The 26,274-nt window shown below is 43.3% G+C and carries 25 protein-coding genes; 6 read left to right on the top strand and 19 right to left on the bottom strand.

Annotated features, from left to right (window positions below; genetic code table 11):
* Positions 1–38: 38 nt before the first annotated feature.
* The 3 genes from I595_RS01595 to I595_RS01605 form a co-directional block, all read right to left on the bottom strand.
* Entirely contained in the window at positions 39–1,232 is a 1,194-nt protein-coding gene (locus I595_RS01595) for a PQQ-dependent sugar dehydrogenase (RefSeq protein ID WP_054557635.1), read from the bottom strand.
* 129 nt (positions 1,233–1,361) lie between these two features.
* Complete coding sequence (locus tag I595_RS01600) at positions 1,362–1,910, bottom strand: DUF4251 domain-containing protein (protein ID WP_054557636.1); 549 nt, start codon at positions 1,908–1,910, stop codon at positions 1,362–1,364.
* A gap of 271 nt (positions 1,911–2,181) precedes the next feature.
* Positions 2,182–3,102, bottom strand: coding sequence for an EamA family transporter (locus I595_RS01605; protein WP_054557637.1), 921 nt, complete (start codon positions 3,100–3,102; stop codon positions 2,182–2,184).
* Positions 3,103–3,178: 76 nt separating this feature from the next.
* Here I595_RS01605 and I595_RS01610 point away from each other — a divergent pair, with 76 nt between their 5' ends.
* A complete protein-coding gene (locus I595_RS01610; RefSeq protein ID WP_054557638.1) occupies positions 3,179–4,423 on the top strand; it encodes a mechanosensitive ion channel family protein in 1,245 nt (414 codons plus the stop codon).
* Here I595_RS01610 and I595_RS01615 read toward each other — a convergent pair.
* The 3 genes from I595_RS01615 to I595_RS01625 all read right to left on the bottom strand — a co-directional run bounded on the left by I595_RS01615 (position 4,420) and on the right by I595_RS01625 (position 10,241).
* Positions 4,420–7,674, bottom strand: a complete 3,255-nt coding sequence (locus I595_RS01615) for a WD40/YVTN/BNR-like repeat-containing protein (RefSeq protein WP_054557639.1) — start codon at positions 7,672–7,674, stop codon at positions 4,420–4,422. The two genes, I595_RS01610 and I595_RS01615, sit on opposite strands and share 4 nt — an antisense overlap.
* A gap of 115 nt (positions 7,675–7,789) precedes the next feature.
* Positions 7,790–8,563 (bottom strand): hypothetical protein, encoded by a 774-nt coding sequence (locus tag I595_RS01620; RefSeq protein WP_054557640.1) that lies wholly within the window; start codon positions 8,561–8,563, stop codon positions 7,790–7,792.
* Between the two features lie 88 nt (positions 8,564–8,651).
* On the bottom strand, positions 8,652–10,241 hold the full coding sequence (locus tag I595_RS01625) for a trehalase family glycosidase (protein WP_245628203.1): 1,590 nt from the start codon (positions 10,239–10,241) through the stop codon (positions 8,652–8,654).
* 78 nt (positions 10,242–10,319) lie between these two features.
* Between I595_RS01625 and I595_RS01630 the strand changes: the two genes are divergently transcribed.
* Together I595_RS01630 and I595_RS17280 are read left to right on the top strand one after the other, a co-directional pair.
* Positions 10,320–10,994, top strand: coding sequence for a GntR family transcriptional regulator (locus I595_RS01630; protein ID WP_054557642.1), 675 nt, complete (start codon positions 10,320–10,322; stop codon positions 10,992–10,994).
* Entirely contained in the window at positions 10,981–11,151 is a 171-nt protein-coding gene (locus I595_RS17280; protein WP_157449620.1) for a hypothetical protein, read from the top strand. Before I595_RS01630 ends, I595_RS17280 begins: the two co-directional genes overlap by 14 nt.
* Here I595_RS17280 and I595_RS01635 read toward each other — a convergent pair.
* The 11 genes from I595_RS01635 to I595_RS01685 are packed head-to-tail and all read right to left on the bottom strand — an operon-like array spanning position 11,148 to position 20,946.
* Positions 11,148–11,744 carry an LURP-one-related family protein gene (locus tag I595_RS01635; protein ID WP_054557643.1) on the bottom strand — a complete coding sequence of 199 codons (597 nt, stop codon included), beginning with the start codon at positions 11,742–11,744 and terminating at the stop codon, positions 11,148–11,150. The genes I595_RS17280 and I595_RS01635 overlap by 4 nt on opposite strands.
* Before the next feature lie 8 nt (positions 11,745–11,752).
* Positions 11,753–12,337 (bottom strand): nucleotidyltransferase family protein, encoded by a 585-nt coding sequence (locus tag I595_RS01640; RefSeq protein WP_157449621.1) that lies wholly within the window; start codon positions 12,335–12,337, stop codon positions 11,753–11,755.
* Complete coding sequence (locus I595_RS01645; protein ID WP_054557645.1) at positions 12,337–13,341, bottom strand: XdhC family protein; 1,005 nt, start codon at positions 13,339–13,341, stop codon at positions 12,337–12,339. Before I595_RS01645 ends, I595_RS01640 begins: the two co-directional genes overlap by 1 nt.
* On the bottom strand, positions 13,338–14,540 hold the full coding sequence (locus tag I595_RS01650; RefSeq protein ID WP_054557646.1) for a molybdopterin molybdotransferase MoeA: 1,203 nt from the start codon (positions 14,538–14,540) through the stop codon (positions 13,338–13,340). Before I595_RS01650 ends, I595_RS01645 begins: the two co-directional genes overlap by 4 nt.
* A 10-nt stretch (positions 14,541–14,550) precedes the next feature.
* Positions 14,551–15,300, bottom strand: coding sequence for a sulfite exporter TauE/SafE family protein (locus I595_RS01655; RefSeq protein WP_245628204.1), 750 nt, complete (start codon positions 15,298–15,300; stop codon positions 14,551–14,553).
* Between the two features lie 2 nt (positions 15,301–15,302).
* Entirely contained in the window at positions 15,303–16,361 is a 1,059-nt protein-coding gene (locus I595_RS01660; RefSeq protein ID WP_054557648.1) for a HesA/MoeB/ThiF family protein, read from the bottom strand.
* Between the two features lie 5 nt (positions 16,362–16,366).
* A complete protein-coding gene (mobA, locus tag I595_RS01665; protein ID WP_083467457.1) occupies positions 16,367–16,948 on the bottom strand; it encodes a molybdenum cofactor guanylyltransferase in 582 nt (193 codons plus the stop codon).
* Between the two features lie 41 nt (positions 16,949–16,989).
* A complete protein-coding gene (gene moaA, locus I595_RS01670) occupies positions 16,990–17,973 on the bottom strand; it encodes a GTP 3',8-cyclase MoaA (protein WP_083467458.1) in 984 nt (327 codons plus the stop codon).
* Positions 17,974–17,987: 14 nt separating this feature from the next.
* On the bottom strand, positions 17,988–18,242 hold the full coding sequence (locus I595_RS01675) for a MoaD/ThiS family protein (RefSeq protein ID WP_054557651.1): 255 nt from the start codon (positions 18,240–18,242) through the stop codon (positions 17,988–17,990).
* Between the two features lie 5 nt (positions 18,243–18,247).
* Complete coding sequence (locus tag I595_RS01680) at positions 18,248–20,473, bottom strand: xanthine dehydrogenase family protein molybdopterin-binding subunit (protein ID WP_054557652.1); 2,226 nt, start codon at positions 20,471–20,473, stop codon at positions 18,248–18,250.
* Between the two features lie 14 nt (positions 20,474–20,487).
* Positions 20,488–20,946 carry a (2Fe-2S)-binding protein gene (locus I595_RS01685; protein ID WP_054557653.1) on the bottom strand — a complete coding sequence of 153 codons (459 nt, stop codon included), beginning with the start codon at positions 20,944–20,946 and terminating at the stop codon, positions 20,488–20,490.
* 165 nt (positions 20,947–21,111) lie between these two features.
* On the opposite strand from I595_RS01685, the gene I595_RS01690 reads away from it, so the two are divergent.
* The 3 genes from I595_RS01690 to I595_RS17285 all read left to right on the top strand — a co-directional run bounded on the left by I595_RS01690 (position 21,112) and on the right by I595_RS17285 (position 24,140).
* Positions 21,112–22,200 (top strand): vWA domain-containing protein, encoded by a 1,089-nt coding sequence (locus I595_RS01690; protein ID WP_054557654.1) that lies wholly within the window; start codon positions 21,112–21,114, stop codon positions 22,198–22,200.
* Positions 22,201–22,452: 252 nt separating this feature from the next.
* Positions 22,453–23,385: a 3-keto-disaccharide hydrolase gene (locus tag I595_RS01695; RefSeq protein ID WP_054557655.1), complete on the top strand. Its 933-nt coding sequence runs from the start codon at positions 22,453–22,455 to the stop codon at positions 23,383–23,385.
* A 587-nt stretch (positions 23,386–23,972) separates the two neighbouring features.
* The gene (locus I595_RS17285; protein ID WP_157449622.1) at positions 23,973–24,140 is read left to right on the top strand and encodes a hypothetical protein; all 168 of its coding nucleotides are present in this window, start codon (positions 23,973–23,975) and stop codon (positions 24,138–24,140) included.
* On the opposite strand, the gene I595_RS01700 is transcribed toward I595_RS17285, so the two are convergent.
* A complete protein-coding gene (locus tag I595_RS01700; protein ID WP_054557656.1) occupies positions 24,137–25,609 on the bottom strand; it encodes a M14 family metallopeptidase in 1,473 nt (490 codons plus the stop codon). The genes I595_RS17285 and I595_RS01700 overlap by 4 nt on opposite strands.
* Positions 25,606–26,274 (bottom strand): peptidoglycan recognition protein family protein, encoded by a 669-nt coding sequence (locus tag I595_RS01705; RefSeq protein WP_054557657.1) that lies wholly within the window; start codon positions 26,272–26,274, stop codon positions 25,606–25,608. Before I595_RS01705 ends, I595_RS01700 begins: the two co-directional genes overlap by 4 nt.

The following is a 26,274-nucleotide window of genomic DNA, read 5'->3' on the forward strand; positions in this document are numbered from 1 at the left end:
CAAAGATTATATGGCCTTGCACGCCTATCGGTACTATTTTAACGTTTGGCAACCATTTGCGGCGGTGTGTAGGTAACCCGATAAATTGCATCGGCAAAATCATCCGAAATGAGCATGGAACCATCTTCCAAAAAAAGGAGGTCCACCGGCCTGCCCCATCGCTCCTGGCTCTCGTCATCCAACCAGCCTTCCAAAAAGGTTTCGTAGGCAACGGCCTTATCCTCCTTTAGGGTAACCATGGATATTTTATAGCCTACTTTTTTGGAACGGTTCCAAGAACCATGCTCAGCAATAAAAGCGTGGTTTTGGTACGTTTCAGGAAACATGGTACCCTCATAAAACTTTATTCCTAGTGGTGCAACGTGTGCACCTAAATTTTGAACGGGTGCCACAAAATCGGTACAGGGTTTTTGATTTCCAAATTCTGGGTCCGAGATATTGCCCCCATGACAAAAAGGATACCCAAAATGCTGTCCTAGCTCCGTCACTCGGTTTAACTCACACGGTGGAATATCATCTCCCATCATATCCCTGCCGTTATCCGTAAACCAAAGTTCCTTAGTTTTAGGATGCCATGTAAAACCAACGGAATTCCTGACCCCATGGGCCACGATTTCCCTATTGCTCCCGTCCGGATCCATACGTGTAATACTGGCGTAGCGCTTATCCGTTACCGTGGAATCGCAAATATTGCAAGGAGCGCCCACAGGCACGTACAACTTGTCATCCGGTCCAAAAGCGATATACTTCCAACCATGATGGAATTCCGTAGGATAATCATCATAAACCACCACAGGCTTTGGTGGCATGTCTAGATGCTGCTCTATACTATCGTAACGTAGCAATCTGCCCACTTCGGCAACATAGAGCGAACCATTCCTAAAGGCCACCCCGTTGGGGACCTCCAATGTAGTGTCCAAAACAATGACATGATCTGCACGCTTATCCTTGTCACGGTCTTGAATGGCATACACCTTGTTTTCATTTCTGGTGCCCACAAATAAAGTTCCGTCCGTTCCCATGGCCATGGAACGCGCTCCTTCAATACTATCTGCATACACCGCTATATGAAATCCTTCTGGAAGCTTAAGGCGGTCTACAGGCAAATTGGAAATGGGTTCATCATATGTTATGACCGTTTCCAATGTATTTTTCTCCTTTTCCTTGCAGGACCAAAAGAATCCCAAAGCAAGGATAATTGGCAATGTAATCCATGTGGTTTTATTTTTCATATTGCTTGTATATCTTCTAACTCCTTAGCTAAAACTGATTGGTGGCTACAAAAATACAGCGAATGCTACTCCTTTGAAAATATAAGTTTCCAAGCCCAGATTATTGTTGACCGCACTGCGTCCTAAAACTTATTTTACCGTATACGTTCCCATATACCCTATGGTATTGCGTTGGGAGCTATTGATAAATATCGTAGCCTTTCCATTGGGATAAAGCCAGCCATTGACCGTATAATTCTCTGCGGCAGCATCTGCCTGGAATTGGAGACGGTAGGCCATTTTCTTGGAGTCAAATTCCAGGTTGGTCATTACTTCTGCATTGTCAAAAGTTATTCCAATATTGGTAGTGTTGTACCCTCCCCCAAATTGCCTTTCCCCGTAATAGGGCAAATCTGCGGAAACAGAGTCCCCATGTATCTTTAAGAAATTGGATATGCCAATAAGGTCAATACGGCCTACGTTGCTTCCAGGGGGTAGAAGACCGGAATTGATGACCGAATTTACCGCCTGTGTTCCCAAAGGATTGGCCACATTGGCGACAAAGTGAATTTTTGCCCCTTCCATTTTTGAGGTAAACGCTTCAATTTCTTGGTCCGATAAGGTTGTTTTTTTGTTTGCACCACAGGAACTTACCAACAGTAAGACAATGGCCGTTCCTAAATAAAAGACATGTTTCATAAGAGTGTATTTTAATGGATAATCAGATTGGTTCCCAAACCTATTTAATGGTTTTTCTACAGCTGTCCTTGCTGCTAACCATTGTTATTTTGAATGAGTACCTATTGATCATCAATAGTTATTATTTAACAAATTAGACCATAGGCTATTCCTGTAAAAATACAATTTAGTGAGCAGTGATGTTTGCGTGGTCATTGCTACGAACCAATGAGTATAAAAATGGCTGTACACCAGTATAGGTTATATCCAAACCATCAATGTTGTTTATAGGCTATCTTTTAAATCTCCTAAAAAGGACCATTTTCTTTTTTGTGTTGATAAAGTATACCCCGGTCAATAAGATAACCGCTGCAATACCGGATTGTAGGGTAATTTGTTCTTCCAAAAAATACCAACCCAGCAATAAGGCCACAATTGGGTTAACATAGGTAGAAGTGGCTACTTTTTCAGGTGAGACCGCCTTCAACAGATAATTAAAAGCGGTAAAGGCCAGAATACTTCCAAAAATCACCAATAAAGCCATTACGCCCTGTGTTTTGTGGCTCCAATCCAAAGGACTGCTCCAAGGCTCACCCAATGCAATGCTCATCACTGCCAATAGGAGTCCGCCGGTCAACATTTGATACCCAGTGTTTACAAAATAATTTTTGGGCAAATCTGCCTTTCCCACAAAAATGCTAGCATAGCCCCAACTAAGCATACAGATAAATATCATGATCATCCCTGCAACGGCGTTTTGCTGGGACAACACCTCCTTTTGTCCAACCAAAAGATAAATGCCTACCATGCCCAATCCAACGCCAACCATGGACATGGGTTGGATGCGTTTGCCCTGAATTGCCCACATCATTAAAAGAATGACCAATGGCTGGGCAGATATTTGCAAAGCGGCAAAACCGGAATCGATATATTTTAAGGCCCAAACGGCCAAACCATTTCCTATGGATAAAAACAAAAAGCCCACAAAAATTACATTAAGCAATTGTTTTTTGGAAATGGCCAGTGTTTTTCCGGTAAGTTTGGCGATTAGGAATATGATAAGGCTAGCGGTGACAAACCTGATGGCTGCCAGCATAAACGGAGGTAACTCAGCAACGGCCAACTTGTTCCAAAGATAAGTTGAGCCCCAAATGACATAAATGGCAAAAAAGGCCAGTATAATGTATAGCCGGTTTTTTGGTTGTTGACGCATCAGCACAATAATACGACAATTTGGCCTCAGTATATAGTTTGGCAATATTGTTGACGTCTAGCGTAAAATGATACATATGAACAATAAAGAATGGGGCCATGCCCTATATAATTTTTTGGTTCAACAAGGGGTTTCTACGGACTATGCGGCCTACATCAATGCTGGGATTTTGCTTTTACTGCTGTTCATCGTCGTAGGGGTTTTGGATTACGTGACCTGGAAGGTAATCCGGTACCTATCTGCGCGCTTTGCCAAACGTACCAAAACTAATTTTGACAACCTGGCCGTTACCAATAGGCTGCCGCGCTTTTTAGCGCACATCCTACCCCTTGCGCTGGCATTTAAATTGGTGCCCTTGGCCTTATATGACTTTGCCTTTGCGGAGCTCATAGCCGTAAAACTTTTGGAGGTACTCACGGTCCTTTTAATTTTACGCCTTATTAGAAGCCTGTTGCGCACTGTGCATGACTATCTGCGTACGCTGCCAAGATATAGGGACAAACCTATAGATAGTTATATCCAAGTATTCATGATTTTTGCTTGGGCTGCCGGCCTGATGACCATTTTGGCCATAGTAACAGACACCCAAATCTGGAAGTTTCTAACGGGGCTCGGTGCGCTATCTGCCGTATTGTTGCTGATTTTTAAAGATACCATTCTTGGTTTTGTGGCGAGCATTCAAGTTAGTATCAACGACATGGTTAGGATTGGGGACTGGATCACTTTTGAAAAATATGGTGCAGATGGGGATGTCATTGAAATTAATTTGGCTACGGTAAAGGTCCAGAATTTTGACAAGACCATAACCACTATCCCTACGTACGCACTTATTTCTGACAGTTTTAAAAACTGGAGGGGAATGCAGAATTCTGGTGGACGCCGTATTAAAAGAGCCTTGATCCTAAGGCAGCAAAACATCAAGTTTTTAACAAAAGCTGATGTAGATCAACTCAGAAAAATAGGATTGATCACAGAGTATCTCAACGATCGCCAGTCTAAAATAACAGCTTTTAATGATGGGAACCATATAGATAAAAGCCTCTTGATCAACGGTAGAAACCTAACCAATATTGGGGTGTTTAGGAAGTATATTGAAAGCTACCTGGAGTCCCATAGTGCGATCAATGGGGAAATGATACTGATGACCCGTCAATTGCCCCCAACACCGCAGGGCATACCGCTGGAAATTTATGCGTTTAGCAGTGATAAAAGGTGGCAAAACTACGAGTATATCATGGCAGATATTTTTGATCATATACTCGCAGCCGTGCCTTATTTTAAACTGGAGGTTTTTGAATTGCCCACAAGTATAAAACCTTAATTTTTAAGCAACCCCTGCCCCTCTATCCAAGGCGCGCCCGCTTCCTTGAGCTGGGTTTCCAAACCGGGTATGGCGGTGTTCACCAACATGCTTACTTTATCCTTTAGTTCTTTGAGCTGTTTTTCCGCCCTTGTAAATGCTTTTTTGTGGTTTTCCGTAGGCCCATATGTATTGCTTAAGGCAGCATAACCAATAAATGAACCGTCCTGTGGTGATAGGGCATTGCGCTCCCCTACCTCATTCTTGGCAGGATTACCGGACATCACTTCCTGTATTCCGTTTAGGGTTTTTCTGGCATCACCAATGGCAGAAAACAATGCGATACTGGGTTTTTGGGCCTGTTGATATGCCCGTTGCATGGCATTTAATTTAGCAGAAGCCATTTCTATGGCCGTATTGGTAGCCATTAGATTTTGTTGAAATTCTTGGAACCTTGTCCTAAAGACCTCTATTTCTTCATCTGGTTTGGATGGCAGGGCACCTTCTTTCAGGTTTTTTACTTCAAAGGTGTTTGGTTCTGCCAAAGCGGTAAGGATTCCCCCCTCGGCTTTGTACAATGTGGCGGTATACGTACCTGGTGTTACCATAAATGGAGAACCTTCAAATTCATCCCCATCGGAGGTTTTTGGTGCTTTTAACGGGACACCGGTTCGGTCTGCGTAAGTGAGGTCCCAAGCAACACGATTAAAGCCTTTGGAGGTTTTACCTTTCACCGTATTGATAAGGTTGCCTTTCCCATCTTTTATCACTAGTAGCATAGCGGGGGCATCTTCCTGTGATTCCTTGGCAAGGGCATCCCAGCCTGGAAAAGGAATATTGGCATTTTGTTCTGTTAATTTTTTTTCTGTCTTTATGCGTTGTTCTTTTAAGGATTCCATTTTTTCTGGGAGGTAGTAGGTGAAAACGGCCCCAAAATCAGGATTTTTAGCTGCATATTCGTTATTTCCCTGTCCATAGACCGCTGACCTTGGAACGTATCTATAAGCAGGTTTGGTCCCAAAAAATTGTACTTCGTTGGATTTGGACGCATCGTACTCCCGCAAGGGTGCAATATTGTCCAAAATAAAAAACCCTCTCCCAAAAGAGGCACCCACCAAATCGTCCTCCCTACGTTGTATGGTGATATCCCTAAAGGAAATTGTGGGCAGGCCACTTTTTAATTGCGTCCAAATGGTTCCGCCATTTTTAGTGAAGTACACCCCGTATTCCGTAGCCGCAAACAAAAGGTTCTTTTGTTTATGGTCTTGTACGATGCGCCACGTGAGAAGTTTTTTGGGAAGGTTACCATTTATAAAGGACCAACTTGCCCCTTTGTCCGTGCTTTTTAACAGAAATGGCCTGTAATCCCCTTCCTTATGGTTATCAAGCACCAAGTATACGGTGTTGGCATCAAACAAATCTGCCCTAACATCATTAACGAATGCCCGTTCCGGAACACCCTTGATGTTTCCCAACGACACTTTTCTCCAACTAGCACCTCCATTTTCAGAAATCTGTAATATACCGTCATCGGTACCTGCATACAGCAAACCTTCTTGTACAGGGGATTCCGCTAGGGAAGTTATCGTGTTATATACACTCATTGCACCAACATCCCAAGCATTGTCCCAACTTTGTTGTTTGCCAAGAATGGGAAGGCTAAAACGTTCTTCATTACGGGTCAAATCCCCTGAAATGGCTTGCCAGTCATCACCCCTATTTTCCGATTTCCAGACCCTGTAAGAGGCAAAATACAAACGAGTGGGATTGTGGGGGCTTACCAAAATAGGGGCATCCCAGTTAAAGCGTTCGTGTGGGTCCCCATCGGCGGGCTGCGGCTGCACAAAGACGGTTTCCCCCGTGGTCTGATCCACGCGCCATAGCCAACCCTGTTGGAACTCTCCATAGGTAATGTCTGGATTTCCAGGCTCTACGGCAGATTGGTGACCGTCTGCCCCTAATGTAATCCACCAATCTTGGTTTAAAATACCGTTGGCCCGGGTGGTTCTTGAGGGACCACCGTGAGAACCATTATCTTGGGTGCCTCCATAAATATTGTAGAATGGAGCTGTATCGTCTACGGCTACCTTGTAGTATTGAATTACTGGTAAATTATCAAAATATCGCCATGTTTTTGTACCGTCATAGGATTCATATAGGCCACCATCCGTACCAAAAAGGATATAGTTGGGGTCACTGTTTTTGAAAGCTACGGCATGACTATCCACGTGCTTTTTATCCTCATTTAAAAAAGTAAATGTTTTGCCGTGGTCATCAGATTCTTGGGTGTAATTGCTCATCAGGTACAATTTTCCCTCTTGATGTGGTGATGTATACAATTCCTGGTAATAATGCGGTCCCGTCCCGCCAGAAACAGCATCGGATTGTTTGGTCCAAGAGGCACCTCCATTGGTGGACATGTAAACGCCACCTTTTTTTCTATCCAGTTCTATGGCAGCGTATAGCGTGCGATGGTCAAAATAGGACATGGCCAGTCCAATTTTGCCCATATTTGAGGTTGGCAATCCTGTTGTAAGTTTTGTCCAAGTCTTACCCCCATCAGTGGATTTGTGCAGTCCAGAACCCGGTCCACCACCCATGTAGGCAGCTACGGTGCGGTGTCTATCCCAAGTCGCGGCATATAGGACATCTGGGTTTTCACTATCCATAAGCATATCCGTAACGCCTGTCCATTCCGTATTGCCAAGGGTTTTGCTCCAAGTGTTACCACCATCCTCCGAACGATAAAAGCCACGTTCACCTCCCTTACTCCATAGTGGGCCTTGGGCGGCGACAAAAATGGTGTTGGAATCCTCTGGGTGCACCAAAATTTTTGAGATGTGCTCGGAGGCTTTAAGTCCCCTATTTTTCCAGGTCTGTCCAGCATCATGACTTACGTAGATTCCGTCTCCAAAACCAATATGCCTTCCCCCAACATTTTCTCCCGTTCCCACCCAAATTGTACTTGGGTTGCTTGGGTCAATGGTGACGCAGCCTATGGAATAACTGCTTTGCCCATCAAATATTGGCTCAAAGGTTGTCCCGGCATTCATTGTTTTCCAGACACCCCCAGAACCTACGGCCACGTACCATATACTTTCATTCAGCGGGTGAATGGCAATGTCCGCAATCCGACCAGAAGTTAGCGCGGGACCTATATTTCTAAAGGAAAGCCCGCTGTATATATCATTGTTTGTTTTCTCTTGGGATATTAGGTTCATTGTGCTTAAAATGGCACAAGTGAGCAGTAGAACGTGGGTTACTTTTTTCATTCCTGTACTTTTTGGTTAATTGTACAGGAAAGGTAAGGAAAAAGGTAGGATATTAAATTCTTGGATATAAAAAAAGCCCTGTTTCCAGGGCTTTTAAAATGTATTGTTTAGGGCTTTATAGCTGGATTGTCTCTGTGGTTCCATCGGGATAGGTCAATAATGCTTCATCATCACACGTTCCGTCACCAAAATCAACATCCAAATCTATTCCGTTTTTACCAATGGCCATACTTCCTGAAGCCCAGTATTCACAATTAAGCGGTTTGGACACATTGCCTCCAATCACATAGGTGTCATTATCCACGGTTACCGTCCAATTGCCAGAAAGGTTCCAAACAGTATCTTCTCCCTCGGCAAAAATAAACTGAAACAGCTTATTTCCAGATTCTGTGATGATACGACCGTTTTCTTCCTCTACCGTGATATTGCTAGCTATGCTGTAAGACAGCCCTTGCTCCAAATCCGTCGTGTTCAACGTAACTTTTCTTGAGCCATCCACTTTCGTGGTGCCCACAAAAAATTCACTGAAGGTAACGGTATATTCATTTTCGTTGCCTGTAAAGCTATACAGTATATTTAGCGTTCCATTGATATTCTCGCTGCCATTTAAGACACAGTTGTTGAACGTGGCAGTAAATCCTGCGTCCGTATAGTCTGCGCTATAACAATCGTTTACCCCTTTATTGGAAGTGCTTCCACCAATAAATAATTGGGCAAGTGCATCATCTACGGCACTTGATACGTCATCCGTAGTTAAAATGGTTTGTAGCTCTGCAGAGAAACCCGTTGGCTCCTCAACAATCTCCATAGTATCTTCCGCAGCATCATCACTACAGGAAATAAAGAGGGCGGTTATCGCTATGGATAAATAAAAAGAAATACGTTTCATGGTTGAATACAATTAAAATTCAACTGCCTAACGTGAATATTTTGCCTTTAGTGTTGTTTTTTGCCAACGATCGACGAAATGCGAGCTCTTAGTACCCTCGTTCCTTCATTTGTTGCAATAGTTTCCTGAAACCCAATGCCACCCCATTGGTCCAACCAAAACCATCCTGTGTTTCATATTCCCCGCCGCCGGACAGCAGTGTCAGGTCTTCAACATTGTATTTTTCCATCATTTTACCAGTATCCTTATAGACTTTTTCGTTAAGGGCAAGCCAGCGCAGCATGATATCCTTAGCCTCCTCCACGTACCCATATTTTAAGAGCCCATTTACAGCAATCCATTGTAAGGGTGCCCAACCGTTGGGGGCATCCCATTGTTGGCCAGAATGTTTTAGGGTGGTGACCAAACCTCCTGGCTTTAAAAAAACATGCATCAATTTATCCTTTACCATGGCTGCCTGGTCTTGGGTGGCGATGCCAAAAAATAGTGGATAAGCTCCCGCCAAGGTAAGTTCATCGGTACTTTGCCCTCGTTGAAAATTAAAATCCATATAATATGCCTTTTCCTTGTTCCACAAATAGGCGTTGATTAATTCCTTTCGCAGGGCGGCTCGTTTACCATAGTGGACCGCTGACTCCATATCTTGGTTTAAAACTGCTATTTGCTCCAGCGTATGTTCCAAATTGTACAGTAAACAATTTAGGTCAACGGGTAAGATTGCCGTGGTATTTGTGCTGGAAAAATTCTCATCCTCAGCATACCATCTAGAACTAAAATCCCAACCAGATTCCGCTGCAGATCGCAAATCTTGGTACAGTTGGGCTTTTTTAGCAAGGCTTTCTACCTCTTTGGCCAAATGGATGTCTTCTTTATAAGCCTCTGGCCTAGGGGTGTTTGCGGTGTCGTAGTACCTATTCATAAGGCCTCCACCGCTCATTTGTACCACATGCCGGTCTGCCCAGTAAGGCCTATCAATGCTTTCATGTTTCATAAAGTAGTTATATTCCTTTTCCAAACTTTGGTAATACGGTAGCATAAGTTCTTGTTGGTTTTGGGCTAGGGCGACCACCATCATGGAAAAAAAAGGCGGTTGCGAACGCGATAGGTAATAATCTCTTGTACCATTTGGTATAAAACCTATGGAATCAACTAAAAAAGCAAAGTTGTCCACCATGCTTTTGGCAAGGTCATGCCTGTCTGCGGCAAGGAGACCCTCCATGGTAAAATAACTATCCCAATAATAGATTTCTTGAAAGCGTCCACCGGGAACCACATATTTTTTTGGCAGCGGAATCCGGGAAGCGTTCAATAAGGCCACATCAGGCCCCCGGGTCAACTTGTCCCACATCTGTTCTATATGCTCATACATGGTGTTGGTGGTATCCGTTTTAATGTTGAGCGATGCCATGGAGCGATCTTCAAAATTAGCTTCTACAAAGGCCTTTAAATCAAAATCAGCATTATCCTTAGCGTTTAGATATTCCGATTCCAAAATCGTATATGATTTTTTGGGCACTAAATCCACGAAGGTTTTGGAATCTTTATACAGGGCTGCCAATTGTACGTCTTTAAATAATTGGGTTCGGTAAGGATCAACCGCTTTTAGCTCCACTTTTTCCTGCTTGCAGGAAAAGAAACTACCTAGCATAATTAGGACTATTAAAATACGTGCAGTCATAAATCTTATTGGGTTTTAGTTGGAAATATAAGGCAATATTGCGGAATTATTGTAGTTTTAAATCGTATACGATGTTATATGGCGGGTACTAAAGTATTGAGAAACCAAGTGAAGCGGCACTTGTTGGAACAGATAAGGCGACAGGAACTGCGAATTGGCAAAACCATTAATTTAGCGAAGCTTGCCAGGGAAATAGGGATTAGCGTTACCCCCATCCGTGAGGCCTTGAGCCAGTTGGAACAGTCTAGAATTGTCGTTGCCGTTCCCAACCGGGGTTTTTTGATTCCGGAACTGAGCCTTCAGGAAGCCACTAACCTATATGAAACCGTTGCCCAATTGGAAGTCCTTGCTTTGGAACAAACCACTTTTGACCAAAAAGTTGTTGGACAGTTAAAACGCGAACTTTTAACATGGCAAGCAAGTATCACCCCAACGGCAAGGTTAGCATCAAGGGTTCGTTTCCATGACTGCTTAATTTCCAATTGCCCCAACCAACTATTGATTTCCATCATCAAGGAGTTGGAAACCCGCATTGTGTTTTATGAACAATTATTGATTACCGACCCTAAGTTTTACGAACAGGCAGACCAGCAAAACGAGGCCATTGTTAGCGCCATAGAAGAGGACAATAAACCAACGGCAGCGTTGATCTTAAAAATGAACTGGATGGGCATCGCCGAGCATATCAAAAGTAGGTTGCTTTTGGATTATGACGTTCAGCATTACACAATAGAACCTAATGAAGAGCGTTAATAATACGATGCAATATCTAAACCAAAACATAGAGGCCTTGGCCAAAAAAAGACGACCCTCCTTGGTCCGAAAGCAAATTGCCTGTGGTATTTTTCAAGAAACCGCAGAAAGGTCTTTTGCAAGAAGGGAAACCAAGCCAAACGATCGGGGCCGCTAACCGCGTTGTCTCTCCAACAGCACCATCATCATGAGGCTGAGCATAATCCTGTGGTCATCATCGGAATCGGTCTCGTGGAGTTGATTTACCCTAAAACGCCTACCAAAGAACGAAGCTTCCTTTTTAAGGCGAAACATTGCTTTGCCCTGCAGGTCCGTCACCAAATAACTGGGGTTAAACATATATCCCGTAAAAATACTTAGGATTGGAATTTGTCCAAAAATACCGTCCATTACCTTTACCCAGGTATTTTCCTCACGAATGGTATATTGCAGTTTTTCTTTGTCATCAATGATTTGATAATGAGCCTTCCATAAAGACGCCCAGCCTTTGCGGGCAACTTTCCCCAATCTATTCCCTTTATCATCCGTAAACAGGTACGCTGTGGAAAAATCTATCCATTTGTCCGCTTTTATGCGGTAGTTCACTTCTGTTTTAGTGGTATCCGAGAAAACATCAATCGCTTCCTTGAATTTAAACAGCTTTTGCCGAACATAGGCTAAAGTGGCTCCACTTGCATCCGTAGCCACAAAATCATTGGAAATAGTACCAATTTTAAATTCAAAGGAAACCGGAAAATTAAGGTCTTTCATTTTTACGTTTATTTTGGTCGATAGGTTTGATAATCCAATGGTGTATCTATGTCCACTGATGTACCTTCTGGATTCAAAACGATGCATTCTTTTTTGTATGTATTGATGATATACCTTGCGCCAATATCCTGTTGCAATTGGATTAATTCCGTTGCCAAATTAACAGCAAATATGGCAGGTACCCCCACCTTTATATCATATTGGGTGGCCACGATACGGCAAGGGTTAGAAGTAAAGGTCGTAATCATTTGTTTATAGAAGGAAACGGAAAGCAACGGCTGATCGGCCAACATGATCAGTACAGCAGAGAAGTTATCCAATGGAATTTTTGATATTCCCGTAGATATGGAACTGCCAAGTCCATTGGACCATTTTTTGTTGTTAATTATACTGACCGGTTCGTTTTTAATGGCTTCAGCAATCAGGTCGCCATGGGCACCAAGCACTACAAAAACGTCCTTTGATACTTGTTTTGCCGTTCCGATAGCCTGCTCCAATAAAGTAGCATCCTTCCATGGAAGCAACTGTTTAGGACGGCCCATACGGCTAGATTCCCCTGCTGCTAAAATCAATATGGCTATGCGATTGTCCACTAATGAATGTTTCCTTTTTTGTTCTTCAATGGGGCTGGGGTTTTGTTTCGGGTAACGGCCAATATTTCGGCAATAATCGCAATGGCAATTTCTTCTGGGGTTTCCGCTCCAATATCCAATCCCGCTGGCCCTTGAATACGGTCCAAGAACTCAGGAGAAATATCAGCTGTCTTTTCAATCAGTTCATGAAATAATTTTTCCCGACGCCTTACCGGTCCCAGCAAGCCAATATAGGCTAGCTCAGCATCCTTTAAGGCCGATAAATACAGAAAATCCTTTGCATAACTGTGTGTCATGACAATTACTGCCGTTTCTGTGTCCAACGGCATGTCCAACAACTTGGTATCTTGGGAAAACAGCGCTTGGGCACCTGGAAAATTATCCAGAGTTTTTTCCTCTTTTTCATCTGCAACGACCAGCACCTCCCACCCCATTGCAGCGGTTATTTTTACCAAGGATAACGCGTCATGCTCCGCCCCTATCACCACCAATCTTTGGCAAGGCTTCAGCTGTTGCCGGAATAATTGCGCATTGGGGAAGGGTACAAATCCTTTTTGCAACCCATAAAGCGCATCATTTAAACGAATGACGGAACCAAAACCCCTGTTGCTGGTCTCTTTTTTTTCAAAATAACTGATAATTTCGATTTCTCCCCGTTGCTTTATAGTTTCCGCAATAGCATCCACTACTAGGGTATCAAGCTTAAAAGGTTCAAGTAAAATGTGTAAAATACCTTCACAACCCAAGCGATAGCGACCGTCATATGTCATCATTTTTGCGATACCGTTAGTGAAAACGGACATCGCCTGCCGCATAACCTCTTTCTCCACACATCCACCACTTACGGCACCTTCCATTTCACCATTTTCCAAAAGGAGCATACGTACCCCGGGCCTTCGGTAGGAAGAACCCTGCAGGTGTACCACGGTTGCCAATACACATGGGGTGCCCGCCTTTTGAGCTTGTGAGTAGGCTTCCAAAATTCGTTTGAGTTCGTGCGTCATAAAAATGGCTTTCTCGTTGGGATAAAAGGAACTTGGCTTCCTTTACCATAATTTTTTTGAGGCTCAAAACGCAAGAGGCCATTTGACTTGGTAAGGCTTGTTAAATCCCCAGAACCGTTGCCAGCAATCAATTGGGCATGCAGCCTGCCAGAAACTGCACTTACCTTTGCACGTGCAAAACGTGTGAGGTCTGTTGGGTTATCAAAGTCATTGTTCAGAAGGACCTGTATTTCTTGTTTAGTTGAAAGACCTGTACATTGGTTAAGCCACGGTAAAAAATAAATATGATAATTGGCAAAAGTGGACGCTGGGTTACCTGGAAAAGCGAATATGGTAGTTGCCAACGTTTCATGCCTTCCAAACCAAAAAGGCTTACCTGGTCGCTGTTTTACCCTGTGAAACACCTTTTTTACGCCAAGTGCGTCAAAAGCTTCTGGTAGATAATCATATTTTCCCTTAGAAACACCGCCACTGAGCAACAGCACATCATAATCCAACAACAATTGTTTTAATTGTTTTACGGTATTGGCCTTATCGTCATTGATATGGACGACATTGGTTGGTATCCCCTGCTCTTTTAAAGCCGACTGTAGGGTGTAGGAGTTGGATTTTCTTATTTGATAGGGCGCCGGAACCTCTGCTACCCCAACCAACTCATCTCCCGTACTAACGATACAGGCTTTTGGCATTTTTTTCACCGTAACCATTGCTTTGCCCACGGAGGCCAGCACCCCTATTTCTGCTGAACCAATCTTAATTCCTGCTGCTAAAACCAATGACCCCTTAGGTTCATCACTTCCTTTGATGTGGATATTCTGTCCTTTTTTTACCTCCTTGATGATGCTGGCCGTGCCATCTTTGATATTCAGATGTTCGTACATAATAACCGTATCGGTTCCTTTGGGAAGCATGGCCCCTGTCATTACCTCAATACAGGCTGTTGCATTTAAAAGTGTTTTTTGTGGACTGCCCGCTGCGGCTATTTCTTGGATTGGAACGTCACGAACACCCAAATGATAAGCTTCAAAATTTATGGCAATTCCATCTTTGGTCACCCTATCAAAAGGAGGAAAATCCCTATCTGCCATAACCTGCTCTGCCAAGATACATCCATTGGCTTGTTCCAAAGAAATGGAAATGGTTCCAAATCCTTGCGAATGGGCCAATACCTTTTCCAAAGCTTCTTGATGTGTTATCATCTGTTTTTTATCATCCGTTACTTAGCAATATCCGCAAACCTACCAACAATACCAAACCAGCGGTAAGTAAGCGTATGGTTTTGGCAGAAAAGGATTTTATGCTCAGCCTTGTCCCTATCTGTCCACCCAATAAAACAGCCAATACCAGCAAAACGGTTTCCGGAACCAAGATCTTAAAGGTGTCCGCAAAAACCAGTCCGCCAAGGCCCGAAATGGAATTTACCAAAATAAAAAAACTAGATAGCGCGCCAATAACCAAGGGTTTGTCCCATTTTAAATAATGTAATATGGGTGCCAAAAAAATTCCTCCACCAATGCCCACTAGCCCAGACAACAACCCCACGGCGGCACCCAAGCCATAAGGCAAAACCTTCGGATACATTTTAGGGGTCTTAGCCGGCCTTTGCAGTAAGGTCTGCAGAATTAAAAGGAAGGCCGCCAAAACAAGCGCAATCCCAAGAAGGATAAAAAATGTCCGTTCGGTTAGCCGGAAAGCGGCTCCAATAAAGGCCATTGGAACACTGGTAAGAACAAATGGCAAAAACTTTTTAAACAGAAAATATCCCTCTCTAAATAGCAAATAGCAACTACCGGAAACCACTACGATATTACAGAGTAAGGCGGTACTACGAATAACAAAAAAACTGGATAAAAAGAGGGCTAACAGCGCAAGATAACTGGATCCCCCACCAAAACCTACAGAGGAATACAATAGCGCAATCCCAAAAAACAACAGGGCTACAAAAACTAATTCACCCATAGCTATGGACATAGCCTCATCATTTCATCCATTCCACCTTCCACCGAGGTGGCCTTAATGTTAGGATACCATTGTTTTAATAGCTGGCAAGCCATTTTACTACGCTTACCCGTTTGGCAAATAAGATACACTTCTTGGGCCACATCTAGTGCCTTGCTGTTTTGTTTCAATTCTGTAAGCGGAATGGATATGGCATTGGGCAGCCGATGCCCGGTATTAAATTCATCTGCATTCCGGACATCTATAAGTTGAACGTTGCCCTGTAACTGTGCAAAGATTTCCGGGGCTATGGTTGACACCGACTCGCAACCATTAAAACCATAATTCTCAGATAGTTTTGAGATTTTGGCGTATATGGGATTTCTTTTAAAATAGATTTGCCTGCTACGCTGGCTCCATCCATCATAGATCAACAGCTTCCCGGTTAATACTTCTCCAATACCGCAAAGCACTTTTACCACCTCTAAGGCCTGCAGGTTTCCCACGATACCGGGTAAGACCCCCAAAATACCATTATCATTGCAGTTGGGAATTTCGCGGACACTTGGCGCTTTGGGATACAAACAACGATAGGACGGACCATTTAAATAGTTAAAAACACTTACTTGGCCTTCAAAAGCGTGGAGGGCTCCGTAAACAAATGGTTTGTCCAAAAGCATACAAGCGTCGTTGATCAAATAACGCGTCGCAAAATTATCGGTCGCATCAACTACAACATCATATGCGGCAATAATATCCAAAGCATTTTCCACAGAAAGAAACATTTCGTAAACGGCGATGTCCGTTTCACTGTTTTGGGCGCTTAGCTTGGCTTTCGCAACCTTAACTTTTAGCTGCCCAACATCCAGTTCCGAATACAATACCTGCCGCTGTAGATTATTTAATTCAATTTGGTCCCCATCTACCAGACCCAGGCTGCCAACGCCCATAGCGTTAAGATATTGGGCGACGGGAACACCCAAACCACCTAGGCCCACGATTAAAACCTTGCCCACGGCTAGTTTTTCCTGCGCAGCCTGTCCAAAACCTTTGAGGTTTACGTGGCGTTTATACCGGCCCATCGTACTTATTGGGTTTTAGATTTTGCAAATTCATATTCTTCTAAGGAATTGGCATTGTACAAGGCTTCATCTTGTGTTGGAAATACCAATTTGGTATCGGAATGGATTAAAAATTTTCTTGGACAGGAGCTTTTGGCGGTTTTCATATAGGCCATTGCCTCTCGGAGCCCTTTTGGTTCCCAAATGGCGACCAATGGTTCTGGCAATCCGCTTTTTTTTGTAGCAAAGGCTGTAGCAGTGCCATTGGTAGAACGCGCAGCGACCAATTGTGCCACCTCTTTCCCTGTCAATAATGGCAGGTCACAGGCCAATACCAACCATGCAACCTCTTTGTGTGCTTTATGGGCACTAAGAATACTGTTGAGCGGCCCCCGGTATTCGTCTAAATCAACTATGGTTTGGGTAGCATCATCAAAAGCATGATGTTGTTCTGACCGGATACCGTAAAAGGTGCGTTCGCAATGTGTATCCGCTAGTTGGTAAAGGTATTCCCGTTGTGGAACACCATGATAATCCAACAGTCCCTTGTCCTTCCCCATTCTGGTGCTCTTTCCGCCCGCTAAAATAAGTCCGTATAAGCTGCTCAAATCTTATCTGTTTTAGTTTAAATATGATACTACATACATGGCTATCCGCCAATGGAAGTCATGGAACTATCAAAAACCTTGCTATGTTCCCCTTGCGCCTCAAAACCATTTTTAGCCCTTGAGCCCACCGCTCCTAAAATGGCTTGTTCCACCTCCCTACCGTCCGTACTATTTCTGACCAAATCACGTAGATTGGCTTTGGGCTTGCCATATAAACAAGTAATGACATCCCCAGTTGCCGTAATTCTGAGCCTATTACAGCTCCCGCAAAATGTTCTGCTGAACGAAGGGATCAAACCAAAGGTACTTTGGTGTCCCTTAATTCTATAATTGATGGAGGTCGATGTTATTGGCGATTTCAGCAAGGTATAGTCGGGAAAATGATTTGTAATGTGCTTTAAGATGGCTTTATAGTCCCATTTGATGGTCTGGAACGATTTACTGCCACCATTAAATGGCATTTCCTCCAAAAAGCGCACGGCCACCGGATAGTGTTTCATGACTTTTAGAATGGGTATGATATCCTGTTCGTTCTGTCCTTCCAAAACAATAAAATTAATGCGGACATTAAATCCTTCAGCAATTAAGCGTATGAGGTTTTCATGAACTGTATCATACTGGTTGCGCCTAGTGACACGCTCAAAAGTGGCCCGATCAATGGCATCTAGGCTAACATTGATATTTTTGATACCCAATACCTTTAACTCATCAATATAAGGCCCAATCAAGGTGGCATTAGTGGTTATGGAAATATCGTTCAAACCTTTTAGACTGGCCAAATGACGCAGCAATACCATCAAGTCTTTACGCACAAAAGGCTCGCCACCGGTAATCCTGATTTTGTCCACCCCTTGCCCCACTAAAATGGAGGCAACAGATTTAAGTTCCTCAATAGTCAGCAACTGATCATTTTTCACAAAATTGATTCCCTCTGCCGGCATGCAATAGTTACAGCGAAGATTGCAGCGGTCCGTGACCGCAAGCCTCACGTAATTTATAGTTCTGTTATGATTGTCTATTAGCATGGGTCATTGTGGTCTTATCCCCCACTTACCGGTGGAATTAACGCAATTTCATCGTATGAATTAATTTCAACATCATCCCCGGCATAGGTATTGTTCACGGCAATGGCCAAAGATGACAATTGATTCAGTTCTGGATATGATTTTCCTAAAAACGCACGTAGCTCCCTAACAGATTTTGGAATTTTCCTATTGGTAACACTTGCAGAAGGAATGGAAAGTGACGGGCTACCCACAATATCCTTGGTAACCCCAAACAATAAAATGGTCATAGTATTTAGCCAATTATAGGTTCTTCAATTATTTTTAACAGTTCGGGGTATTTTGCAAATGGCTGTTTATAGATACGCTGTCCTGTCGCGGCTTTTAAGGCATTGGCCACTGCTCCGCCGGCCGGCGGAAGGGTAGGTTCTCCCAAGCCAGTGGGCGAATGCTCATTTTGCATTAAGTGTACCTCTACTTTTGGGGCCTCTTTCATACGTATCAAACGGTATCGGTCATAATTAGAGGCTTTGGGCATTCCACCCTCAAAAGCTAGGTCGCCATACATGCTGTGACCAATCCCATCAATGACCCCGCCCTCAATTTGGTTTAATGCGCCCATAGGGTTTACCACAATTCCGCAATCCACAACACAGGTTACCTTTTTTACCACAGGTTTGCCATTTTCAATGACCACATCGGCCACCTCTGCCACATGCGTATTATGGCAATAGTAATTGGCAAAACCTTGGAACACCCCTTTGGGCTGTTGACCCCAACCAGATTTTTCTACTGCCTTTTTTATCACGGCAATCATTCTGTCCGGATCATATTGTATACGCTCATCCTTCTCTGGTTGTACTTTTTTCAACAAATCAATTCTAAATTGTACTTTATCCACGTTCATGGCTTCGGCCAATTCATCAAAAAAGCTCTGTTCGGCATAGGCAAGGAAATTGGTATACGGTGCACGCCATGCTCCTGTTGTAATGTTACTTTGATAATTTGCAGTATCCACCTGGTAATTTGCTATCGCTCCCGCAGGAAAGAAATTGGGGATAAGCCCATACATATTGTCGTTGATTGCTGCTTCTTTTAGATGATAGCCGGTTAGTTGACCATCCTTGATGGCAGCCTTTATCCTGTATTTGATCGCGGGCCGATACACCCCTGCGGACATATCATCTTCACGACTGTACACCAATTTTACCGGTTTACCAATGGCATCAGATATTTCAGCGGCCTCCAATACAAAATCCCCGTACAAACGCCTTCCAAAACCGCCACCCATCCGGGTCATTTCCAATAAAATATCCTCCGGTTCACGTTCCAACATTTTAGCCACCAACCCGGCCTTCCATTCCGGGGTTTGGATTGGTCCTACTAAATGCACTTTGGAAGCTGTGACATCCGCAAAGAAATTCATGGGTTCCATGCAGTTATGGGGTAGAAAAGGCGACTCATAGGTCCGTTCGATTACGGTATCCGCTTCCTTAAAGGCCTTATTGACATCACCATCCTTTCGCCGGTTTTCCCATTGGGTACCATCCAGCAAATCGGTCAACTTTTTATCATGGTCCGCGGTACTTTCCATAAATGTATCATCCTCCCATTCCGCTTTAATGACATTTTTTGCTTTCATCGCCTGCCAGGTACTTTTAGCAATGACCGCAATTTTATCGCTTGGGGAAATCTTGCTGCCAAAACTTGGATCAGCTTCCAATAGTCCCTGGACCTTCTTTCCAATTTTGATGACATCGATGACCCCTGGTATTTTTCTTGCCTCGCTATAGTCAAAGGATTTTAATTTTTGTCCGAATGCCGGTGGTCTCACCACTGCGGCAAACACCATTCCCTCCTTGGTATAATCCAGACCAAACAAGGGTTTTCCGGTAATGATGCCATCGATATCCACATTTACGGTTTCGGTACCTATGATGGTATAGTCCTTTGTCTCTTTTAGGCTTACTTCTTCTGGAACTTCCAACAGTGCCGCCTCATTCACCACCTCCCCGTAGCCCAGTGTATCTCCGGTGGGACTGGTAATCACGCCCTCACTTACCTTACAATCGTTGGCATCCACTCCCCAGCGGAGCGCCGCGGCATTGACTAACATTTGTTTTGCCGTGGCACCTGTTTGCCTTAAGGCATCCCAACCATGACGAATGGATTGGCTACCCCCGGCTACCTGACGGGTATAATATTTGGTGTCCAGAATGCCTTGTTTTACGAAAACATTCTTCCAAGCCACCTCTAATTCTTCTGCAATGATCATGGGCATTGCCGTTTTAACTCCCTGTCCAATTTCAGGGTTTGGGGAGAAAATGGTCACCGCTCCGTTGTTGGCTATTTTGATGAAAGCATTAAAATCATTGTAATCCAAGTTGGAAAGGTCAATCGGTGGTTTTACCGACGGTTTACATGCTTGGAACAAATTAAAGCCGATGAGCATTCCGCCACCTGCCAAAGACGAAGTACGCATAAACGACCTTCTACTGAATGTTATGGGCTTATCTGACATGGGTACTGTGCTTGTTAACTGCTTTTAGCAGCTTTTTCCACTGCCGTATATATTCTGTTGTATGCACCACAACGGCAAATATTACCGTGCATGGCGTTCTTGATTTCTATTTCGGAGGGATTTGGATGTTGCTCCAAAAAGGCCGATGCGGTCATAATTTGTCCAGCCTGGCAGTAGCCGCATTGTGGCACATCCACTTCCTTCCAAGCTTGTTGAACGGGATGGGTGCCATCTTTGGAAAGACCTTCTATAGTGGTAATCTCCTTTCCCTCTACCTGGCTTGGGGTCATGGAACAGGAACGCATGGCCATACCGTCCACATGGACCGTACAGGCCCCGCACTGACCAATACCACAGCCGTATTTGGTGCCTACAAGCCCCAGTTCATCACGTAATACCCACAACAAGGGGGTATCCGCATCTACCGTTACGGATTTTTGGGCACCGTTCACCTTTAGTTGATATGTTGACATATGCTTACATTTAGCTTTGATGAAATTAACCAATTTAAGAGGTCGACTGTGTTATTTTAACAAAAGGTATTTTTCTTTAACTTTTTTTTAATGGCAATACGTAGGAGCTTTATACTAGAATCCCAAAAGCAACGTTAAGCAGACAGAACCCATAAATAGAGGATAATGAAAAATACCTTTCTTGCCATATTTTCCCTAGTGATTACAGTTGTTTTGCATTCTTGTGGCAATGCAGATGATGATGTCAACTTTCAGCTCAACCAAGGAGAGTTGGGCAAGGGAGAACTTGCAGATGACTGTCTTGGTTTTGGCGATAATGACCTTTTACTCTCCATACAAGAGCAATTTAGGGAGCCACCAGGCAAGGTATCCATCCTATTTAAGGTGACCGATGTATCCGGAAACCCAGTTTCAGGATTGACCGCAGACCAGTTTCGAATTTTTGAACAAGGAAGGAATGATGACTGTTTTAACCCCATATCCTCATCGGAATCCTTTGCTAGAATATCACCAAACTCACAAGTATTTAGCAATAACACCCTTTTAGTGTTGGATTTGAGCAATTCGGTTTTAGAGGGCAGTTTGGAAGAACTAAAAGCGGCTTCAACCAGCTTCATTAACAATGTAATGCCCACCCCGGAGAACGAGTCTTCAAAGATGGCCATTTATTGGTTTGATGGCGAGGACAAATTGCATTTATTGAATCCATTGACCTCCTCCATTGCAGAACTTACCGCAGCAGTTGCCGCTATTGATGAGGATATTAGCAATGACCCATCTACAGATTTATACGGTGCCATCATTAAATCCACTGATATTGCGGAAAACTTTATCCGCACCAACATACAGAGTGAAACCATTGGAGCGGCATCTGTGGTCCTATTTACGGATGGAACGGACCAAGCATCAAGATTTACAGAGGAACGCGCCTTAAACGCCGTACAAAATGCCAACCCCAACATTTCTTTTTTTACCATAGGATTAGGGGCCGAAATAGACAGTGAGATTTTAGCAGAAGTTGGCAAAACAGCCAGCGTGGTTGCAGCCAATGCCTCTGAATTGGAAACTACCTTTAACCAAATATCCGCCCAAGTTTCCGAACAGGCCAATAGTTTTTACCTCTTTGAATATTGTACGCCAAAACGCGACGGCAGTGGCAGGAACAACTTGGTCATCCAATTGACCAATGGAGCCTTGCAAGGTGCTGTACAAACAGAATTTGACGCTACCGGATTCACAGGTGGATGCCAATAAATGTGCATCTAGCATTTTTGGAACATAGCATGTAGTGTACCCCTTAACCAAAACAACTCAAGATAGATTTAGGGGTATGACGCCATGAATGTTTTTTGGGTGTATACTAAAATTGCAATATTTTTTTTGGGAATAGAAACGGTGAGCAGCCAATTTCTTATCTTCAGCCTCCAGACCAGTGTTGGGTGACTGTTACTCTTATCTGCTGTTTGGGTCATTGGTTAGCTTGCATACGATCTCTAAATAAAGCTTATGAAGCAGTTCGCAATCCGTTTTCCCCTAATGTTTGCCCTACTGGCAACAATTAACTTTTTTTCCCAAGAAAAAAAAGACTACGAAGGTAGGTGGGACCTAGAAATGAATTTTGAAGGTAAGACCGTTCCATCCTGGTTGGAAATTAAACATTCTGGTCATGAAACCCTGGTAGGTCGGTTTGTTTTTGCCTTTGGCAGTGCAAGACCAATTTCAGAAATTAACTATATAGATGGTGCCATCTCTTTTGACATCCCACGGCAATGGGAACCCGTAGGTAATGATATGGGCTTTACGGCTAGACTCAAAGATGGTGTCTTACAAGGAACCATGACCTATGTTGATGGTAACAGCTATGTTTTTACAGGGACCAAAGCGCCTTTGTTGGTCCGTTCCCGCATACCGGAACCCACTGGTAAGATATCCCTTTTTAACGGTAAAGACCTTTCCGGTTGGCATGTGGACCGGGAAACCAGCCAATGGGTGGTGAACAATGGAATCTTGACCAGTCCGGAATCAGGGGCCAACCTCATTAGTGATGCCTCATTTGATGATTTTGTGTTGGAAGCGGAGTTCAAATATCCAAAAGATGGGAATAGTGGCATTTATCTACGTGGTCGTTATGAGGTACAAATTGCAGACAATAAAGGTCTGGAACCACTGGATATTTATTTTGGTGGAATCTATGGGTTTTTGGAGCCCAATGAAAACGCGGCCAAAAACGCTGGGGAATGGCAACACTTTAAAATCACCCTGATCGGTAGACGGGTTACGGTGGTAGCTAACGGGAAGGTGGTCATCAGTGACCAAACCATTCCTGGCATTACCGGCGGTGCCCTTGATAGCGCGGAAGGAGAAGCTGGGCCCATCATGATTCAAGGAGATCATGCCCCTATACAATTTAGGAAAATTGATATTACCCCGCTACGGTAAATATTAGGGCTTAGCTGGGCAATAGGTTGGATTTTAATGTGGCGGCATTTCACTTTTATCCTTTCTTCATCATTTATCTAGAGGGTAATGAACCCCTTGCCATTTGCTTTTTATCGTCTTGAATATCACCTAGTTGAATGCCATTCATTACGGTGATTTCCGTTTGCTCGCTTAGCTCAATTTTTGAGCTGTTCCAGTCTCACATGCGCAATACAGCCTTATAAGTTGTCCCCTTCCATAGGATGCGTACAATCCACTGGTATGTTTCTTTGGCACGTAGCTTTAACCGTATAGGTTTATACCATTGAACAAGGGAATGTGTTTTTAGGTAAACGTCCGCCAACGTGGAAAGGAACAAAAGCAAGAAGCGCAGTTTCATGTATTTAAATCGGCGGAATTTAGATATTCAATTTAATTTTTAACTACCAAAAAACAACCGATAAACAATAGGATACTTGTATGAATAAAATAAATTACGTTACCCTGTATCCTTACCCTTATGTAGGGTTTATTAGGTTTCAGTTGTTGTATCACTATCCAACCTTTGCAACGAACACCAACATGTACAAACCCTAATCGTTATTGGTATGGATGTTTTAAAAGATGTAATGAAATATGGGCCCATGGCCTCCCTATCCTATTGGACCCAAGGAATTATAGTGTCCATATTTTCCCTGATTGTTGTAACGCTATTTGCCATGTTGGTCTTGCTTTTTACCCATGGTATGTATGCCAACATCCAATTTGGGTATTAACGGTAAATAAGAGCATTTCTAAACTGTTGTGCTGTCCATGGCTTCCCCAGATCTAAAATAAAACCGTTGATAACAGCATGGGTAAGCTTTCCCTCCTTAGCTAGGAAAAAGGTCGCGTTTTTGCCCGGTTGCAGCTTAAATTCTGGTAATTGATAGGTCTGTGGAACCAGATGTATCGGTGATGGTGAAAAAGTAACCTTGGATGGTATTTTGGCAAGTCTGGTAAAGGCTTCACCATTTTTAAGGAGGGTTGCTGCATTGGACACCAAAAATCCGTCCTTAGTAGCCTCTACCATACCGTTTCCTATCTTTGGTGGCACTATGTTGTATCCTGTGGCATCAAAGGTTTCATAACCATAATAGGTGGATAAATCTCCCTGGTCTCCAATAATTCCGTTGATATGAAAATCTTGGTGTGTGGCATCATCTATTTCCGTTCTGAAAATACCTAAGTCCAAAATAAATTTTTTTCCTTCCAAACTATATGTAACGTTTTCGATTTTAAGATCTACCATCTTTCTATCATTACGCGGAATTTCCTCATATCGCTCAATGGGGATATCCTGAAAACTCTTATTGGCGATACTATACATAGCGGATAGGATGGAAACGTAGTTTAACTTGCGTATCTCTTGCTTTTCCAAATCATTTTGATACCCGCCTGACTCAATTAAAATGAGGCTAGTTCCCCATTTGGCCAAATTATCCCCAAAAGCTCTTGGTTCAAAATCGTCACTGTACCGCCCAACTTGGCCTGGAGCGTATTTTTGAATAATGTCGTTCATAAAAACAATGACCTTCATGGCATTGGAACGTACCTCGTTAATTTCTTTTTCGTAATTGTAGGCCGTGGCCAGATAAGAGATAGTGGCTGGTTTGTCCGTAAGCTCGGCATTGTAGTACCGGCTTTGGTCATGAAGGTTAAAACCAAAATCCGCTTCAAGGCTATCTCGCACCCTCTTTAAGGTTTGCCCTTCGGGCGATTGTAAACGAAGGGCATCACGGTTGATGTCTATTCCAAGGGCGTTCCTGCGCTGAAAAAGTTCCGCTCCATCCGGGTTTAACATGGGTAAAAAATGGAGCCTTAGCTCATTTAGGATGCGTTCCTTTTCGTCTTTAAAATCTGGGGATTCCAGAAAATGCAGTATGTCAAAAATCGCTTGCGTTGCCGTTGGTTCATCACCATGCATTTGTGACCATAGAAAAACATCAATATCCCCTTTTCCCACACTTATCAACTCCAAGGAACGACCTTCAATGGAAGTGCCTACCCTATTGACTTCAAATTTTGGATTGATACGGAACTGTTGTATCAACGGTTGGATATCTTGGTGCTTGATTCTTCTTTCCTTAAGAGAAGGTTCTTTGTACTTTTCGTAAGTTTCATACAAACGTTCTGTAAGTTCTTGGGCTTGGATAGCCATTAGGTTTAAAAACAAACAGCTTAACAATAAAAGATTTTTTCTCATTCTGTGGTCTTTGTAGGTATGGGTTTAAATTTAAACTTTTTTGTTGCTTTGCGAACTTTTTGCATAAAATCTTCACCAGGGTCGGTTTTTGTGGTTCTATAGCCCTCATCCACTTCCAACCAAAGCGGATGCTCTTGAAACCGGGTATACTCATAATGGCCAATAACATAATCTATGGCGTACTTTTTTGCCAGATATTTTACCAATTTAATGTTGGACCTTAATTGCGCTTTGGTGAGCGGTACCGCTTCCGTACCACCAACATTTTCTATACCAATGGCGCAATGGTTTAATCCAATAACATGCCTACCCATATAATTTTCTGGCATAAGTTGGTAAATTGTTCCGTCTTGGTCTACCAAAAAATGGGAAGAAACATTTAAGCCACTGACATTTTCGATATCTGGCCGCCAAGAAGGTAAGGTGCTTTCATAAAAGGCATCAAAAGAACCCTCAAAAGTTGGTATTGCCGTCCAGTGCAGGACAATCATTTTTGGGGTTATCAAAATAGTATCACTGGGAAGCTGGTAGCGCTGATTAAGATACTGCTTGGTAAGTTCCACACGTTGTTGGTCAAAGACAATAGGCTTTTTCACAAGTTTAATGGGAGCACTACAGGATAGAAAGAGGACCAATACTGTGGATAACATGACATATGTTTTCAT

The organism is Croceitalea dokdonensis DOKDO 023 (assembly GCF_001306415.1).
In the GTDB taxonomy this organism is placed as follows: Bacteria; Bacteroidota; Bacteroidia; order Flavobacteriales; family Flavobacteriaceae; genus Croceitalea; species Croceitalea dokdonensis.